Source organism: Mesotoga sp. H07.pep.5.3 (assembly GCF_002752615.1).
GTDB classification, from domain to species: Bacteria; Thermotogota; Thermotogae; order Petrotogales; family Kosmotogaceae; genus Mesotoga; species Mesotoga prima.
In genome coordinates, this window is sequence record NZ_AYTV01000001.1 from 44293 (window position 1) to 59173 (window position 14881).

Genomic DNA, 14881 nt, shown 5'->3' on the forward strand with positions numbered 1-14881 from the left:
AGTGCCGAACGAGTATGAAGCCGAGTTTGCCGTAACTATTAAGGTGGGGGTTTTCACGGAAGTCTAAATGAGCTTTTGCCCGAAAGGAGACAACATTGATAATCAGCGCAAGCAGGAGGACGGATATCCCGGCATTCTATTCCGATTGGATTATTGAAAGAATCAGAAGCGGTTTCGCTCTGGTCAGGAATCCTTTCAATCCCAGACAGGTAAGTAAGGTAACTTTGAATCCGGAGGCAGTAGATTGTCTTGTTTTCTGGACCAAAGACCCTAAGAACATGCTCGACAAACTGTCTTACTTGAAAGACTACTGCTACTATTTCCAGTTCACAATCACACCCTATGATAGATCTGTAGAGCCCGGACTACGCGACAAGGGAAACATCATTGAGACTTTCAAGAAGCTGGCGGATAGAATCGGTAGGGAAAGAGTAATCTGGCGATATGATCCGATTATAGTTTCGGAGCAGTTCAATTTAGCTTACCATTTTAGAGCCTTCGAGAAGATGGTCGATCTGCTTCAAGGGCACACGGAGAAGTGTGTAATTAGTTTTCTAGATTACTACAAGAAAATCTCTTCAGGTCTGAGGAGATTAGGTTTAAGAAGACCGGAAAGAGATGAAATCAGAGATGTTGTTCGGTTTTTTGCCGGGAAAGCAAAGGACGCGGGGATTCGTATCGAGACGTGTTCTGAAGAGGAAGACCTCGACGAATTCGGAATAACCCATGGCAGTTGTATTGACGGCAATCTTATAAACAGGCTTACGGGCAGAAACAAACAGTACTCAAAAGACAGATATCAAAGATCTGCATGTAGATGCGTTGAAAGCGTTGACATCGGTTCATATAATACCTGTCTTCATCGCTGCAGTTACTGCTACGCGAACTTCAGCCAGAAGATGATCTATAGAAATTACGGGAGGTACGATTCAAAGTCTCCAATTCTATGCAGTCGTCTAGACGCAGGAGACACCATAACAGAAAGAAAAGAGTAGCCGATTCCTGAAGGTGTTCTAGGTTCCAAGATCTAGATTTAGTGTCTTTTTGCCTTTAATGGGTTCATTATTAGCCACATCATCTTTTCTGCAGCTCAGTGATCTTGTCCCTTCGTTGCAGAATCAGCTAAAATCCCGCGTCTTTTCAGTCTTGCCTTCTCGCGTTTCTCTCACTTTGTCATCCCGGGATTGTTTCGGGATCTTGGTTTTGATCTTATCCAAAGACGGTTCTTCACAGTGCTCAGCGGCACTTAGGAACTAGATTCTGAAACAAGTTCAGAATGACGGGCTGTGGCGTTTTTGCCTACGGGTCTTTAACCTGCAACTTGGAACCGAGAACTTGCAACTGGTCTTTCAGCGTATAGCGTCTCTTAGGAACTTGATTCTGAAACAAGTTCAGACATAGTATGGCGTTGGCATGAGTATTTGGTATAACAGTCATTTCTTGCATTGGGTCATTCTGAGATGATCCTGCTCAGAATCTCTCTCTTCTCGTGAGCGCAGCGAACTCTCGACAATGCTCTTTCTCGCTTGATCTTATCCAAGGACGGATCCATAATTTGGGACGAAAGGACAGTTTTTCACAGCGCACAGCGGTTCTTACGCCTGCAACTTGGAACCGAGAACTTGCAACTGGTCTTTCAGCGTATAGCGTCTCTTAGGAACTAGATTCTGAAACAAGTTCAGAATGACGGATTGTGTCGGTTTCATGGCCGCAGCCAGCAACTTAGAACTGACAACTTGCAACCGGTCTACAAAGCCAAGAAGTTAACAGGATCGAACATCAACGCAATAGTACGGAGTCCAGAAAGACCACGAAGGTCCTGGAAAATACTTCCGATGCCGGAAGTAACTTCCGCCTTCGGAAGCGCTTCTTCCAAACTATGTAGTTGGCCAGATTTAGCTGGACTCACACCCTCCGCCACTACGTGGCCCTGCTCCCTCAAAGGTGGATTTAAGATGGGGATCATTCGGAGCAAAAAGCAAACTCATGCAAGAAACAGCTAATTAGTGGAATTCAACTCCCAGACTCATGGGCAATGATGAGCTCCCTCATGTGAGGATTTAAGAAACAGGATCATTAGTACGCAAAAGCAAATTCGAGCAAGGAAAAGCCAGTTAGCGGGATTTAATTTCCTGACTTACGTGTAATAATGAAAGTTAATGGAGGTTAACCGTAACTTTGGCAATCTCTCAATCACCCCACATCTCGACTAATATCTTATAATCGGCACGGACGGGCAGATAATTATTATGAAATGCGGTAGGAGGGTTACTAATGGAAGAATTTCTCAGTGGAGATCTCTTTAAATGGGTGATAATGCCCCTCATAATCTTCTTCGCAAGAATCGTTGATGTCTCTCTAGGGACAACGAGAATCATAATGGTTTCTAGAGGGAAGAAGGAAATTGCCAGCCTGATCGGTTTCTTTGAAGTTATTGTTTGGTTGCTCGTTGCCAGCAAGGTTATCCAGAGTGTTGACAACGTACTTTACATTCTTGCTTATGCAGGCGGTTTCGCTGCCGGTAGCTACATAGGGATCTTAATAGATGAGAGACTGGCAATGGGTACTGTCTCTATAAGGTTAATCACATCAGTTGAACCGACTGAACTGATCAATAAACTCTGCCTGGCGGGATTTGGGGTGACAAAGATAGATGCGCAAGGCTCTCGCGGAAAGGCTTACATAATCTACAGTATAATAAACAGGAAGGAAGTCTCAGAGTTTGAAAGAATAGCTCAAGAATGCGTACCAAAGGCGTTTATGTCTGTTGAAGATATCCGGAAGGTTAGGGAAGGAGTCTTCTTGCCAAGAGATACATTGCGAATAAGAAGAGAATCGCCTTTAAGAAAATCGAAGTGACCTCTGTATGGATTATTACGAGAAAGAGATAAGGGTTCGGCCCTCATCTCGTTATGTCGTTAACGATGTTACCGTCTTTTATTTCGATTATTCTGTCAGTTTCTTCTGCGATCCTTCTGTCATGAGTGATGATCACGAAGGTTGTTCCGTATTTCTTGTTAAGGCTGCGCATGAGATTGAAGACCTTTGACGAAGTATCTGAATCGAGATTACCTGTCGGCTCGTCCGCGAGGATGATTTTCGGATTATTTATGAGTGCCCTCGCGATTGCCGTTCTCTGCTGTTGACCTCCGGACATATTTGGCGCAAGATTGTCTCTGACCATGCTGATTTCAACAATATCCATAAGGTCTTTCGCTCTTTCTACTACTTCTTTCGTTGGTTTGAGACCCTTTATTCTGTACGGGAGAATTACGTTCTCAAAAGCAGTGAATTCCGGAAGGAGGTAATGAAACTGGAATATAAATCCTATTGTTTCGTTTCTTACTTTTGCGAGTTCATTCTTATTCATTTTGTTTGTCTTCCTGCCGGAAATCGTTACTTCTCCGCTAGATGGCTTATCAAGAGTTCCAATAATATTCATCAGTGTAGACTTTCCGCTTCCAGATTGGCCGACTATCGAGATGAAAGAAGATTCTTCGATCGCAAGATTTATTCCATGCAGCACTTCGGTTTTGACAACGGTTCCGTATTCTTTCTTTATCTCTTCAAGCTTTATAATATCAGCCATTTCTTATCACCTCAACCGGACTGAGTTTGGAGGATCTTCTTGCAGGAACCATGGCTGCAATGGTCGAAGCACTTATGGCTATGATCGCAGAAAGCATTACAAATCCGTAGTTAAGAGAGATGCTTAATATTGGTTCTCCGTCTGGTCCAACGGCAAAGGTAGAAAACATTATTATAAGCAATAAGCCAAAGGCTATTCCAACAACAGCACCCACAACTCCCAGTGCGAGCCCCTGAAATAGGAAGACGAAGCTTGTTGTAGAATCTCTCAAACCCATTGCTTTTAGTATTCCTATCTGTCTCGATTTCTGGACTACAGTTATTGCCAGGACACTTGCTATTCCAAGCGAAACGGCAATGATTACGAAGACTTGAATCATTATACTTGAAATACTCTGTCCGTTCAGCCCGGAAAGGAGGTCCTCATTCTGGGACTTCCAGTCTGTGACTTGTAGACTAGGATTCCGAAGAGCTTCCGAAATTAGTGAAGCGTTTTCATCGGCTCTGAAAACCTCGCTCACCTGCATTTCGATCGAAGTGACTGCATCGCCCAGATTCCCTACGGATTGAGCAGTATCGATCGTTGAGATCAGCCAGTTCCTGTTGAGACTTGCAACTCCCAGATCAAAAATGCCGACGACTTCGAGGGTTTCGACCGTTCTATCTGGAGTGAATATCGTTATTTTTTCACCGATTTTCACTTCCAGATCATCTTTTAAACCCTTGCCGATCAAGATCTCTCTATAATTCTCCGGGATTTTACCATCTAGTAGACGTGTATCGATCTTATATATTGCATTTGATTCGGGAAACTGAAGACCCCGAAGAAGAACCGATAAGGTTCTGTTGCCGCTGTCAATAAATACTGGAAGATCCGCGCTCGCCGAAAGAGCGGTTAGTTCCGTTGGAAGATCTAGAGAATCGATCTCCGAAATTATACTCTCCCAGTCTGCTACTCTATTGTCTTCTTCCGATGAAGTAATGGTAACTTGTGAAGAACTTCCGATTGTGGTGTCGACCAGGTCCTTTTGCAGTCCCTGAATGAGCGAGCCGATAAATACCTGGACGGATACCCCTATTGCAATCCCTAGAACTATGAGAAGAGTCTGTACCTTGCTGGATGATAGGAAACGCATTGCGATTGAAAATGCCAGTTTCACTTCTTATCACCCTCCCCGAATGAGAAGATTTCTCTCGGATCTTTCAGGAAGATATCGGCTCCCACTTCCTTCCAGTAATTGGGGTTCTTCTCGAAGGCCTTTCCGCCAACCACTATTCTTGATTTTCCACCGTGTTCCCTTATTTTGGTAATCATCCTACGTGTATTTATGAGGTTGTAGTAATTAGAAACACTAATAGCAATATAGGATGGATTAAGCTCTTTCATCGCTTCGAGGAAGGTGTCGAGAGGGGTATTTGCACCTACAAACGTCGAGTCATATCCTGCAATCGTGAAGATGTCTGAGATCATCCTGGCACCTATTTCATGATACTCTTCCGGTGGGCAGAGAACTGCAACGGTAACCTCTTTCTCGGCAGATCTTTTGCCGCCTCTTTTCCCTATGATGTAGGGATAGCAACATTCCATTACGGTCCTGACGATTGAGCTTCTTATATGTTCGTTCCAGATGCACATCCTGTCACTTTCATAGTCGCACTCCCAGTTTCCGAGAGCAGGGCCGAGAATTTCCAGATATAGATCTACCACTTCAATGCTACCAGAATCCAGGGCGTCGATGCAGATTTCTACGGCTCTCTTTTTGTCCTGAGAATCTAGAGCCTCTATGAAACTACTTCTGATTTCGTTCAAGGTAACCTCCTTATTCCAGAGAATCTAGTCTCCTCGTATCATCGTCATCCAGGACTATACTCCCCGCTTCGAGATTTAGGCGCAGGTGATCTAGCTTCGATGCCTTCGGAATTACCACAACTCCTTCTTTGCCCAACAACCAAGCAAGCATTATTTGCTGTACAGTTGCGGAGTACTTCACGGCGAAATCCTTTAGCAGCTTCTCGGTCGAGGGTTTCAAAGAGTTTCTTTTAAGCGGCGAATAGGCAGTCAGAGTTATTTCATGACTCTGACAGTAAGGAAGAAGCTCTTCCATTGGCTGTCTATCGTCAATATTGAAGAGAACTTGATTGTCTACTATTGGTTGTTTCGAAACGGCAAGTGCCTTCTTCAGTAAAGGTGTGTCAAAGTTAGAAACGCCAATAAACTTTACTCTTCCATTCACTACTTCTTCGCTCATAGCGTTCAGGGTCTCTTCGAGAGGAACATCGGGATTTGGCCAATGTATAAGGTAGAGATCAAGATAGTCCGTCCTGAGTCTTTGCAGAGTTCCTTCTAGAGCTCTGTGAAGTTCTTCCTTCCGCAGATGAGTGGGCCAAACCTTAGAAGTAATGAACAGCTCTTCTCTGCTGAAGACCGAAATAGCCTCTCCTATTATTTCTTCGGTATGGCCTCCACCATAGTATTCCGCCGTGTCTATGTGCGTATAACCCATCTCAATTGCTCTGGATATTGTATCGATGTGCTCTTTGTCTCTAGATAGATCGGGAAGATCTCTTCCACCTATTTCCCAAGTACCAAGCCCTATGGCTGGAATTTCTCCCATATTCTTTCCCAAAGTTCTGTAAATCATCTTATTCACTCCTGTTCTTTACATTTTACATTAATGATTCGAAAGAAAGTAGTTAGTAAAACATTGCAAACTTCCATGAGCACGTAATTCATCATAATTAAATCTTCTCATGAGAATGTTATTAATGCATCAAAACAATCTACTCGAAGTCAAGATGAAGGAGATTAAGAACACCTCCCTTTGAGTTAGATTTACATTTCATTCTCTGTATGTCAACCAGTGATTCTCGAGAATATGCTATATCGGATCTAATTAAGGTTGACAGTCCTTGAGGTATAATTGTTTGAACGGGCTGATCACTTTGCAGTTGCAGTTACAAATGGTCTTTCAAAAACGGCTTTTCCAGAAATCAGGATCTACATCTGGTACCTTCCTATGTTAGTTATGAACAAAATCAAAGACACCAAACGAAGGAGGGAGCGCCATGTATATTGTGTGTGATTTGACGTATGCTGTTTCTGAAAGTAGATCCACGGAGGCTTTGAAAATGATACTTGAGACGCTCTCAAAAAAGTTGCTTCTGGGAGCCCAAGGTGACACGCTTAATATGAGAGCCGAGACGGAAGACACGATTGAAGTTCAGATTATGGCTCTCAAAGGTTCGTGCTCTTTCGAAGAAGTAGTGCCAAGGATCAACGAGTACCTATCATTGATCTCAAGAGCGCTGGAAACGAGTTTTCCAGATTACAGAGTAGTTAGTTCATACATCTATCTAGATGGAGAAGAAACACCCTATCTACTCTGTTGAAGCCATAAAAAGAGGGCCGCAGGCCCTCTTTTTTTTCGTACGGTTGACAGGATAAAAACGCTCCACTATAATCATAATGTTGATAATTAGAATGGTTCTAAATAAGGAGGTGTTTTATGGAGAAAAGAATTCCTTTGATCGGTGAAGATTTCCCTGAAATGAAAGTGAAGACAACTCATGGTGTACTCAGCCTTCCAGAAGAATATAAGGGCAAGTGGTTTGTTTTGTTCAGCCATCCGGGCGATTTTACACCGGTTTGTACAACTGAGTTTGTGGGATTTCAGAAGAGATACCAGAAGTTCAGAGAGCTCAACTGTGAACTTATAGGTCTCAGCGTCGATCAAGTCTTCTCTCACATAAAGTGGGCCGAATGGATAGAAGAAACTCTGGGAGTGAAGATTGAGTTCCCAATAATCGCCGATGAAATGGGCGAAGTTGGTATGACTCTCGGTTTGATCCATCCTGCGAAGGGTACAAACACGGTCAGGGCCGTATTCATTGTTGATCCGAAGGGAAAAATAAGGGCAATACTCTATTATCCGCAGGAGCTTGGAAGAAACATGGACGAAATACTTAGAATGGTCAAGGGCTTCCAGGTTGCCGACAAGAACGGAGTCGCGATTCCTGCCGATTGGCCAAACAACGAAATCATCGGCGATCACGTAATTATTCCCCCTGCAGCAGACGTCAAGACTGCAGCAGAGAGAAAGGGCAAGGAAGGTTGCTACGACTGGTGGTTCTGCCACAAGAGCCTTTGACACAGCGATCATGAAATAAATTTAACGGATAGAGGTCGGGACAACCGACCTCTTCTTTTTTTGCTTGCCGCCTCAAACATAGAATCCCGAGCTTAAACCACTAATCTTTTGAAAGACGGGCAGAATAATTGTCTCTAGGTATTCGATGTTTTCTGCGCGTAATTAACTATAGACAATCTAGAATGAGCCTGATCGCACGTGGTTGATCTTGATTGTTCTTTTTCAAAGATGTAAAGTTTGGTATTATATAGATGAAAAAAATTTCCTTCGGAGGTGATGACAGTGAAAAAAATTTTCTTTGTGGTATTCCTCGTATTGATGCTTTCAGTGACAGTGACTGCAAAACTTGTCTACTGGCATACTCAAGAGGAGGAATCAAGACAGCAGGTAATTGCACAGATAATCGAGTCGTTCACGATTGAAACGGGAATCGAAGTCGACGTAGTCGCGATCGAAGAGAATGAGATGTTTTCACGGCTGGCGGCCGCTTCCGCTGCCGAAACGCTTCCGGATCTGATTGAAGCTGGCGCGGAAACCATTCTGGGTCTTGGCGCGGATGGTTTGCTTGACACTGCAATTCCAACGAGATTCATTAAGAATGGAGGGGATTTCTACAACGGCGCCACGAGATTCGTTATTACGCCAACCGGGGACGAATACTTTGCGGTCCCATACCATGGATGGGTTCAGGGTATCTGGTACAGAAAAGATTGGTTTGAAAAAGCCGGATTGGCCGAGCCGACCACATGGGAAGCGATCATGGAAGCTGCGAAGTATTTCCATGATCCTCAGAACGGAATGTACGGGATCGTTCTGGGAAAGGCAAACGATGCTTATGCAGAACAGGTGTTCACGATTTTCGCTTTGTCAAATGGAGCCAGGATATTTGATAAGGAAGGAAACGTGATCGTAAATTCTCCGGAGATGAAGGAAGTACTCCAATACTATAAAGATCTTGGAGAGTACTCGGCCCCCGGGCATACCTACTGGCAGCAAGCAAGAGAGCTCTTCCTTGCAGGTAAAACACCGATGATGTTCTACTCTACTTATGTTATGGATGACCTTGCCCTTGCTGAGATTCAGACTCAATACATCAGCGATTTTGATCCTGAACTGGTTGAGAACACTGAGTTTGCTCCAATGATGACTCACAGCAGATCTTCATCTTTTGGACAGGTTTTGTCGCTTGCCGTAGTGAAGTCGTCCGAAAATAAGCTTGACGTTCTCAAATTCCTGGATTTTGTCTTTGAACCGGACAACTACATTAAGTACATCCACATGGCTCCAGGTGGTATGCTTCCAACACGCTCCTCTATCGCCGAAAGCGAAGAATTCCTGAACGATCCAAAAGGGATTTACAGGAGGTACGGTGCTGACAAGATCAAGGCAATCATCTATGGAATGGAGAACATTGAGAAGTTCGGTTACGTTGAAGGAAGGGTCTTCCCAGAAATGGGCAAGATATCCGGAGCTTTCACAATAGGAAATGGAATTGTCATGATGTTCGATAACGACGCAACTCCAGATCAAGTTCTCACTTTCTGGAGAGAGGATATTAGAAAGCTTATAGGAAGATAGTCAACTAGCAGTGGAGGCCCCGGAGCCGGGGCCTTCATTTTTTGGAGGGAGATCTCATGCAGAGAGCAGCCTCTTCCATGTTGAAGAAAGAAAACAGTCTGGGTTGGAAACTGGTTTCACCAACTGTAATACTGTTGATGATACTTATACTCTATCCAGTCGGCTACAATATCTATATCTCGTTCTTCGATTATGGAATAACCAGCTCCACATTTGTAGGACTGGAAAATTATGTTCGCGTCTTCAAAGACAGCGCCTTCTGGAAGTCATTCTTCATTACTGTAGGTTTTACCCTTATGACTGTTGTTGGAAGCATTCTCCTGGGACTCGTTGTAGCATTAATGCTCAACAAGGAGTTCAAGGGGAGAGCTATTGTTAGGACGATTGTGCTGCTTCCATACATAACACCGCTCATTTCAATTGTCTTCTCCTGGAAGTATATCTTCGATCCCAGCTATGGGCCATTTATGCAGCTGTTCGGTCAAACTCTTGGGTGGGTTTCCCCTCAACTCGATCTTCTGAACAATTCGAACAACGCGTTCCTGGTGGCCTCTGTCTTCAATATTTGGCGAAACTTTCCTTTTGTCTATTTGATGCTCCTATCAAGGCTTCAGTCGATACCTGACGATTACTATGAAGCTGCTGAAATTGATGGGGCAACGTCTTGGAAGCAGTTCACTAATATAACACTTCCAGAGCTCTACTTTGTGATGGGAGCGGTAGCACTAATGAGAGGGATCTGGAATTTCTACAAATTCGATGAAGTCTATCTGATAAGCAAGAGGGCGGGAACACTACCAATCTTCATCTATGAAAGGGTAATAGGCACTACTTCGCCGGAGTACGGAGTAGCCGCTGCGATAGCAACGATTCTGATGGTAATAATGCTTTTCTTGATAACCGTGTACGTCAAGAAGGTGTTGAAATGGTAAAGAGAAAATCACCCTTCAAGAGAGGAATGTTTATTTTTGCGATCCTTCTTTTGTGCTTTTTTATTCTAATTCCGTTTTATTTCATGATTCATGTATCATTAAAAGCCGATTATGATCCAAACAAGCTTACATTTTCGAACTTCACGGTAAGAAATTACCTCGAGATATTCGGTTTGATTCAGAGTAGCGAGACAGAGTTTTTCGGAGATGAAATTATTAGGGCAAATCTTGAGCCGGTACTGAAAAGAATCGAAGAGCTGGAAGAAAGGACGGCCTCACTGGAATCGTACACTCGATATGTTCACGAGATCCAGTTGGAGGCAAAAGAGAAAGAACTTAGGGATATTGTAGATCTTGTAATTGATTTCACTGGAATAGAAGTTCAAAACAGAGAGGAATTTATCGAACGCGCGATAACTCCAGGTACCGAAGAGACGGAAATCGTTGAGGAGAATATGAAATCGATTTTCAGTGCCAACGATGTAAAGAAGTTTATCGATCTTAGGGAAGAAGTGGACAGCGCTCTAACCGAGGAGTCTCTCCTGGCTGGTCTAGAGAGTGCAAAGGCCCAGCTCAAATCCTATGAAGCTCAGAAAGAAAAGATAATCGAGGAGAGAGCAAGTGAATTCCCCTTCCTGAGATATCTTAGAAACTCATTAGTCTTCGCAGGAATTTCAGCTTTAATAAGCCTCATTGTTGCCATTTTCGGTGCCTACGCCTTTTCGAGGCTTAGATTCAAGGGGAGAAGTTCTGTTCAGCGATCCGTTCTATTCGTTTATCTCTTTGGAGGGACGGTAATAATGGTTCCGCTTTATCAAATGGCGGTGAAGCTCGGGATCCTTGCAACGCCATTGGGAACGGGAATCTACTTGATCATGGTTTATGTTATTCAAACATTGCCGGTTTCTTTGTACATGCTGGGCAACTATTTCAGAACGATACCGTTTTCGATAGAAGAAGCCGCTATCATTGATGGTTGCTCAAGAATTCAGGCGATCTTTAAGATCGTAATTCCTCTTTCTCTTCCAGCGATAGTGACTGTATATATCTACGCATTTATGATTGGTTGGAATGAATACCTATTCGCATCGGCCTTCCTTGGTTTGAAGTCATACAAAGATCTCTTCACCCTTCCAATTGGGTTGAACGCGTTCTCAGGTTCCGCCCATGCTGTTTGGGGTAGGTTGATGGCGGCTTCTGTGGTTTCCGCAGTTCCAATAATTATCATCTTCAGTCTCATGCAGAAATACCTGACCAGCGGATTCACTGCTGGAGGCGTGAAAGAATAGGAGGTGTCTATATGCCCGGACTGAGTCATGATTCATACGATATAGTGGTGGGAATACCTAGTTTCAACAACGAGACTACGATTAAATATGTTGTCGAGACGGCGGCCATAGGCTTAAAGCAGTATTTCCCATCTATGAGAGGTTGCATTGTCAATGCTGACGGGGGCTCAACCGACAGGACAAAGGAGATGTTTTATTCGGCTTCAAGTAATGGGGTAGATTTGCTGTCCTTCATATATGAGGGAATTTCGGGAAAAGGTAGCGCAATGAGATCAATAATGGAGAAATCAAAATCATATGGAGCGCAAGCAGTCCTATTTCTTGATTCCGATCTCAGAAGTGTGGAGCCATTCTGGATAGAAAGGCTTGCAAGTCCGATTCTGGAGGAAGGGGCAGCCTATGTCACCCCTTACTATATAAGACACAAGTACGATGGGACAATAACGAACAGCATATGTTATCCCCTCAACACAGCTCTTTATGGAAAAAAGATCAGGCAACCCATCGGGGGAGATTTCGGAGTTGGAAGGGAGCTCCTCGAATACTACACGACGGTACCCGAGAATACGTGGAGATCGGACATTTCGAGATTTGGAATAGATATATGGATGACGACCTCCGCTGTCAATGAAGTCAAAGGAAGCATTTACCAAGCCGCTCTCGGCACGAAGATTCATGATGTCAAAGATCCTGGAAAGCAATTGGGGAACATGTTCAAAGAAGTTGTAGGCACCCTGTTTTCCCTGATGCAGAAATATGAGGATAATTGGAAAACAGTGGGTGACTATTCCGATTCACCTATCTATGGTGACGTTGTGACAGGTATACCGGAGCCGCTGGAGGTCGATCTCGAAAACATGATTTCCAAGTGCTACGAAGGCATACACAGTCAGGAAGATTTCATTAAAGACATTCTTGGTGCGAAGATTGCTCGAAATCTCTTACTTCTTGGAAAATCAGACGCGATGATCGATGATGATCTTTGGGTTAGAATTATTTACAGAATAGCTTCAGGCTATAGAAAGTTAGCTCTTAGAGACAGACTCATAGAGCTTCTAGTTCCGCTTTATTTTGGAAGGGTTGCCAGCTTTGTCTCAAGAACAGAAAAGATGACCCAGGAAGGTGCCGAAGAAGAAATCGATAAACTTCTGAAGAAGTTTGTAGAAACGAAGGATGAGTTGATATCTATATGGGAGAAGAGTTCAGAATAACTGAAAAACTGAAGGCGATGATAAAGGGTTTAAACCCTGCAGAGAAGAAGGCAGCCAGATACATTATCGATTTTCCAGATGATGTTATCCATCATTCAATAAGCGAACTCTCAGTACTTGCGGGAACAAGCGAGACCACAATTTTCAGGCTGTCAAAAAAGCTGAACTTCAATGGATACCAGGCCCTCAAAATACAGCTAGCCAGAGAACTCTCGCGAGAATCACCGCCAATTTCAGCCGACAAGAATAAGCTGATTTCCGATCTCATTGAGGCACTTAATCAGCAGAACCAACTTATTGATGATGTTCAATTAGACAGAATTGCAGGTAAAATCGTTAGAGCGAATAGACTGATTTTCTTTGGAGTGGCCTCAAGCGGAATAGTTGCCGAATTTGGGGCAACCCTCTTCATGAGAGCCGGTTTTTCGACCGCGTTCTACACAGACCCCCATTTGCAGATAATGACTGCCGTCTCGCTTAACAGGGGAGATATGGTTTTCGGCATCTCCGCCAGCGGAAATATTAGGGACACTGTGAAGTCCATTGAAGTGGCTTCAGACTCCGGGGCGTACACTGTAGCAGTTACGGGTGGGATAGGATCGAGAATAGTGAGTGTTTCCACCGAGACCATCTACGTAGCTCAAGGAGGTCATGAAACCGGGATACCACCTCTTCAACCCAGAGTCTGCCAGCTTACGGTAATACAACTTCTTCTGGAGAAGTCCATAAAACTCAGAAACGGAACGATGCAGACTCTTGAAAAGGTCGATAGAACACTTGATAAGAAAAGATATCTTTAGTCTGAAGGTCTAAATACACTCTCTCCGGTAGGTTTCTAGTTCAACCGTTGAACACAGCCAAAGGTTTTCTCAATGTCTGTAGCAAAAACGTCCACTTTGACAAGAGAATTACCGAATAGCTGCTTTGGCATTAGGGCTGGGAAGCAGAAGTTTTCAAGCTGCTTTCAAAGGAAAAACCATTTTCGAAAGCAGTGAGGCAGGCTTCGACAACTTCTGTTCTGTAAAGTGAACCTTTGTTTTTATCTATCTGATCCAGTGAGTACTCCTGTCCATACGGCTTTCTGTATGGCCTGTAAAAACTCATTGCCGCGACTACTTCAGAAACGGCAAGTATGCTACCCTCAAGGCTAATTTCCGAATCCTTTAGGCCGTTCGGATAACCGGAACCGTCAATTCTCTCATGATGCTGAAAGACTGCGTACGAGACTTTATCGGGAAATGGAACTCCTCTACTTATCTCGAATCCCGTAATGGGATGTCTTCTAAGAAGTCTGGCCTCAAGAGCATGCAGTGGCCCGGGTCTAGTGAGCATGTCCAAAAACATCGAGTTCATTCCTAAGTCGTGTATCTTTCCGGCCATTTCAAGACAGGCCATGGTAAAAGAGTCCAATGCCATTTCCTTAGCGATTGCTGACGCAAGCTTCGAAACGTTTTCCTCATGTTCTTCTACATATATGCTCTTCATTCTGAACATCTGTAAAAGGGAGTTTGCGGTACCCCTGCAAATGTCGAGCCGACTTGCGGTATCATATTCCAGAGTTCTTCTGGGTACACGATAATAATCTTCATTTACGATAAACCCACTTTCTCTGAGAGTGTACGGATGGAGTCTGGAGATTTCCAGAGCACTGCTTCGGGCAATTCTTGAAGAGTCATAAAGGCAATATGCCGTTACTGGAGACTCTTCAACGAGATCGTTCACAGATGCCTCGTACTCTAGAAGCTCTTCCATTTTCGTCCCAGATTCCAGGATCGCAGTACCTTCCCCGGCCACACCGAGGCCATTATAGCCTTCCTTTATAGCCCTTAGTGCGGCTTCTTGCAGAAAACTAATCTGTCTTACGGGATCGAAGACGCCGTTCTTCACATATGACTTTTCGGAATCGATTATCTCCAGTGTGTTCGAACCAAGAAGATCATCCAGGTTATAGGGGAGCCCGTCAGTTGTCTCTTTAGAAGGAATGACATCCCTTTCTGGTCCAAAATAAAGAAGTTTGTAATTTTTGGAAAGACCTTCTTTAAGGAAGGTGTTTATTGCTTTTCTTAGATCGTGAGCCGAACCATAAAGACAGATACTATGAGTATCTGATTTCATTAAACAACAACTCCATTAAT

The 14881-nt window shown here is 43.8% G+C and carries 14 protein-coding genes; 9 read left to right on the forward strand and 5 right to left on the reverse strand.

The genetic code is table 11. The features are described from left to right. Positions 1–95: 95 nt before the first annotated feature. Positions 96–995 (forward strand): DUF1848 domain-containing protein, encoded by a 900-nt coding sequence (locus V513_RS00205; protein ID WP_099771188.1) that lies wholly within the window; start codon positions 96–98, stop codon positions 993–995. 1279 nt (positions 996–2274) lie between these two features. Further along, complete coding sequence (locus tag V513_RS00210) at positions 2275–2859, forward strand: DUF2179 domain-containing protein (protein WP_099771189.1); 585 nt, start codon at positions 2275–2277, stop codon at positions 2857–2859. A gap of 43 nt (positions 2860–2902) precedes the next feature. On the opposite strand, the gene V513_RS00215 is transcribed toward V513_RS00210, so the two are convergent. The 4 genes from V513_RS00215 to V513_RS00230 are packed head-to-tail and all read right to left on the reverse strand — an operon-like array spanning position 2903 to position 6230. Further along, on the reverse strand, positions 2903–3589 hold the full coding sequence (locus tag V513_RS00215; RefSeq protein WP_099771190.1) for an ABC transporter ATP-binding protein: 687 nt from the start codon (positions 3587–3589) through the stop codon (positions 2903–2905). Then, positions 3582–4748 carry an ABC transporter permease gene (locus tag V513_RS00220; protein WP_099771191.1) on the reverse strand — a complete coding sequence of 389 codons (1167 nt, stop codon included), beginning with the start codon at positions 4746–4748 and terminating at the stop codon, positions 3582–3584. The genes V513_RS00215 and V513_RS00220 overlap by 8 nt, the downstream gene beginning before the upstream one ends. Next, positions 4745–5398: a cobalamin B12-binding domain-containing protein gene (locus tag V513_RS00225; protein WP_099771192.1), complete on the reverse strand. Its 654-nt coding sequence runs from the start codon at positions 5396–5398 to the stop codon at positions 4745–4747. The genes V513_RS00220 and V513_RS00225 overlap by 4 nt, the downstream gene beginning before the upstream one ends. Positions 5399–5408: 10 nt before the next feature. Then, complete coding sequence (locus tag V513_RS00230) at positions 5409–6230, reverse strand: aldo/keto reductase (protein WP_099771193.1); 822 nt, start codon at positions 6228–6230, stop codon at positions 5409–5411. Positions 6231–6654: 424 nt separating this feature from the next. Here V513_RS00230 and V513_RS00235 point away from each other — a divergent pair, with 424 nt between their 5' ends. From V513_RS00235 to V513_RS00265, 7 genes are all read left to right on the forward strand, one after another. Next, a complete protein-coding gene (locus tag V513_RS00235) occupies positions 6655–6978 on the forward strand; it encodes a hypothetical protein (RefSeq protein WP_006488061.1) in 324 nt (107 codons plus the stop codon). 116 nt (positions 6979–7094) lie between these two features. After that, positions 7095–7736, forward strand: coding sequence for a peroxiredoxin (locus tag V513_RS00240; RefSeq protein WP_014731426.1), 642 nt, complete (start codon positions 7095–7097; stop codon positions 7734–7736). A gap of 276 nt (positions 7737–8012) precedes the next feature. Continuing rightward, the gene (locus tag V513_RS00245; protein WP_236609145.1) at positions 8013–9314 is read left to right on the forward strand and encodes an ABC transporter substrate-binding protein; all 1302 of its coding nucleotides are present in this window, start codon (positions 8013–8015) and stop codon (positions 9312–9314) included. A gap of 56 nt (positions 9315–9370) precedes the next feature. Then, positions 9371–10246, forward strand: a complete 876-nt coding sequence (locus V513_RS00250) for a carbohydrate ABC transporter permease (RefSeq protein ID WP_099771194.1) — start codon at positions 9371–9373, stop codon at positions 10244–10246. Further along, the gene (locus tag V513_RS00255; RefSeq protein WP_099771195.1) at positions 10240–11535 is read left to right on the forward strand and encodes a carbohydrate ABC transporter permease; all 1296 of its coding nucleotides are present in this window, start codon (positions 10240–10242) and stop codon (positions 11533–11535) included. Before V513_RS00250 ends, V513_RS00255 begins: the two co-directional genes overlap by 7 nt. Before the next feature lie 11 nt (positions 11536–11546). Then, positions 11547–12746 carry a glycosyltransferase family 2 protein gene (locus tag V513_RS00260; RefSeq protein ID WP_099771196.1) on the forward strand — a complete coding sequence of 400 codons (1200 nt, stop codon included), beginning with the start codon at positions 11547–11549 and terminating at the stop codon, positions 12744–12746. Beyond that, the gene (locus tag V513_RS00265) at positions 12725–13546 is read left to right on the forward strand and encodes a MurR/RpiR family transcriptional regulator (RefSeq protein WP_099771197.1); all 822 of its coding nucleotides are present in this window, start codon (positions 12725–12727) and stop codon (positions 13544–13546) included. The genes V513_RS00260 and V513_RS00265 overlap by 22 nt, the downstream gene beginning before the upstream one ends. Before the next feature lie 130 nt (positions 13547–13676). Here V513_RS00265 and V513_RS00270 read toward each other — a convergent pair whose 3' ends face one another. Continuing rightward, the gene (locus tag V513_RS00270) at positions 13677–14861 is read right to left on the reverse strand and encodes an MEDS domain-containing protein (RefSeq protein ID WP_099771198.1); all 1185 of its coding nucleotides are present in this window, start codon (positions 14859–14861) and stop codon (positions 13677–13679) included. Positions 14862–14881 lie beyond the last annotated feature (20 nt).

Bases quoted from the DNA above. Each gene is read 5' to 3' on its own strand.
- V513_RS00260 (WP_099771196.1), top strand. From the start codon at position 11,547: ATGCCCGGACTGAGTCATGATTCATACGATATAGTGGTGGGAATACCT.
- V513_RS00235 (WP_006488061.1), top strand. From the start codon at position 6,655: ATGTATATTGTGTGTGATTTGACGTATGCTGTTTCTGAAAGTAGATCC.
- V513_RS00255 (WP_099771195.1), top strand. From the start codon at position 10,240: ATGGTAAAGAGAAAATCACCCTTCAAGAGAGGAATGTTTATTTTTGCG.
- V513_RS00270 (WP_099771198.1), bottom strand. From the start codon at position 14,861: ATGAAATCAGATACTCATAGTATCTGTCTTTATGGTTCGGCTCACGAT.
- V513_RS00250 (WP_099771194.1), top strand. From the start codon at position 9,371: ATGCAGAGAGCAGCCTCTTCCATGTTGAAGAAAGAAAACAGTCTGGGT.
- V513_RS00240 (WP_014731426.1), top strand. From the start codon at position 7,095: ATGGAGAAAAGAATTCCTTTGATCGGTGAAGATTTCCCTGAAATGAAA.
- V513_RS00210 (WP_099771189.1), top strand. From the start codon at position 2,275: ATGGAAGAATTTCTCAGTGGAGATCTCTTTAAATGGGTGATAATGCCC.
- V513_RS00265 (WP_099771197.1), top strand. From the start codon at position 12,725: ATGGGAGAAGAGTTCAGAATAACTGAAAAACTGAAGGCGATGATAAAG.
- V513_RS00215 (WP_099771190.1), bottom strand. From the start codon at position 3,589: ATGGCTGATATTATAAAGCTTGAAGAGATAAAGAAAGAATACGGAACC.
- V513_RS00245 (WP_236609145.1), top strand. From the start codon at position 8,013: ATGACAGTGAAAAAAATTTTCTTTGTGGTATTCCTCGTATTGATGCTT.
- V513_RS00230 (WP_099771193.1), bottom strand. From the start codon at position 6,230: ATGATTTACAGAACTTTGGGAAAGAATATGGGAGAAATTCCAGCCATA.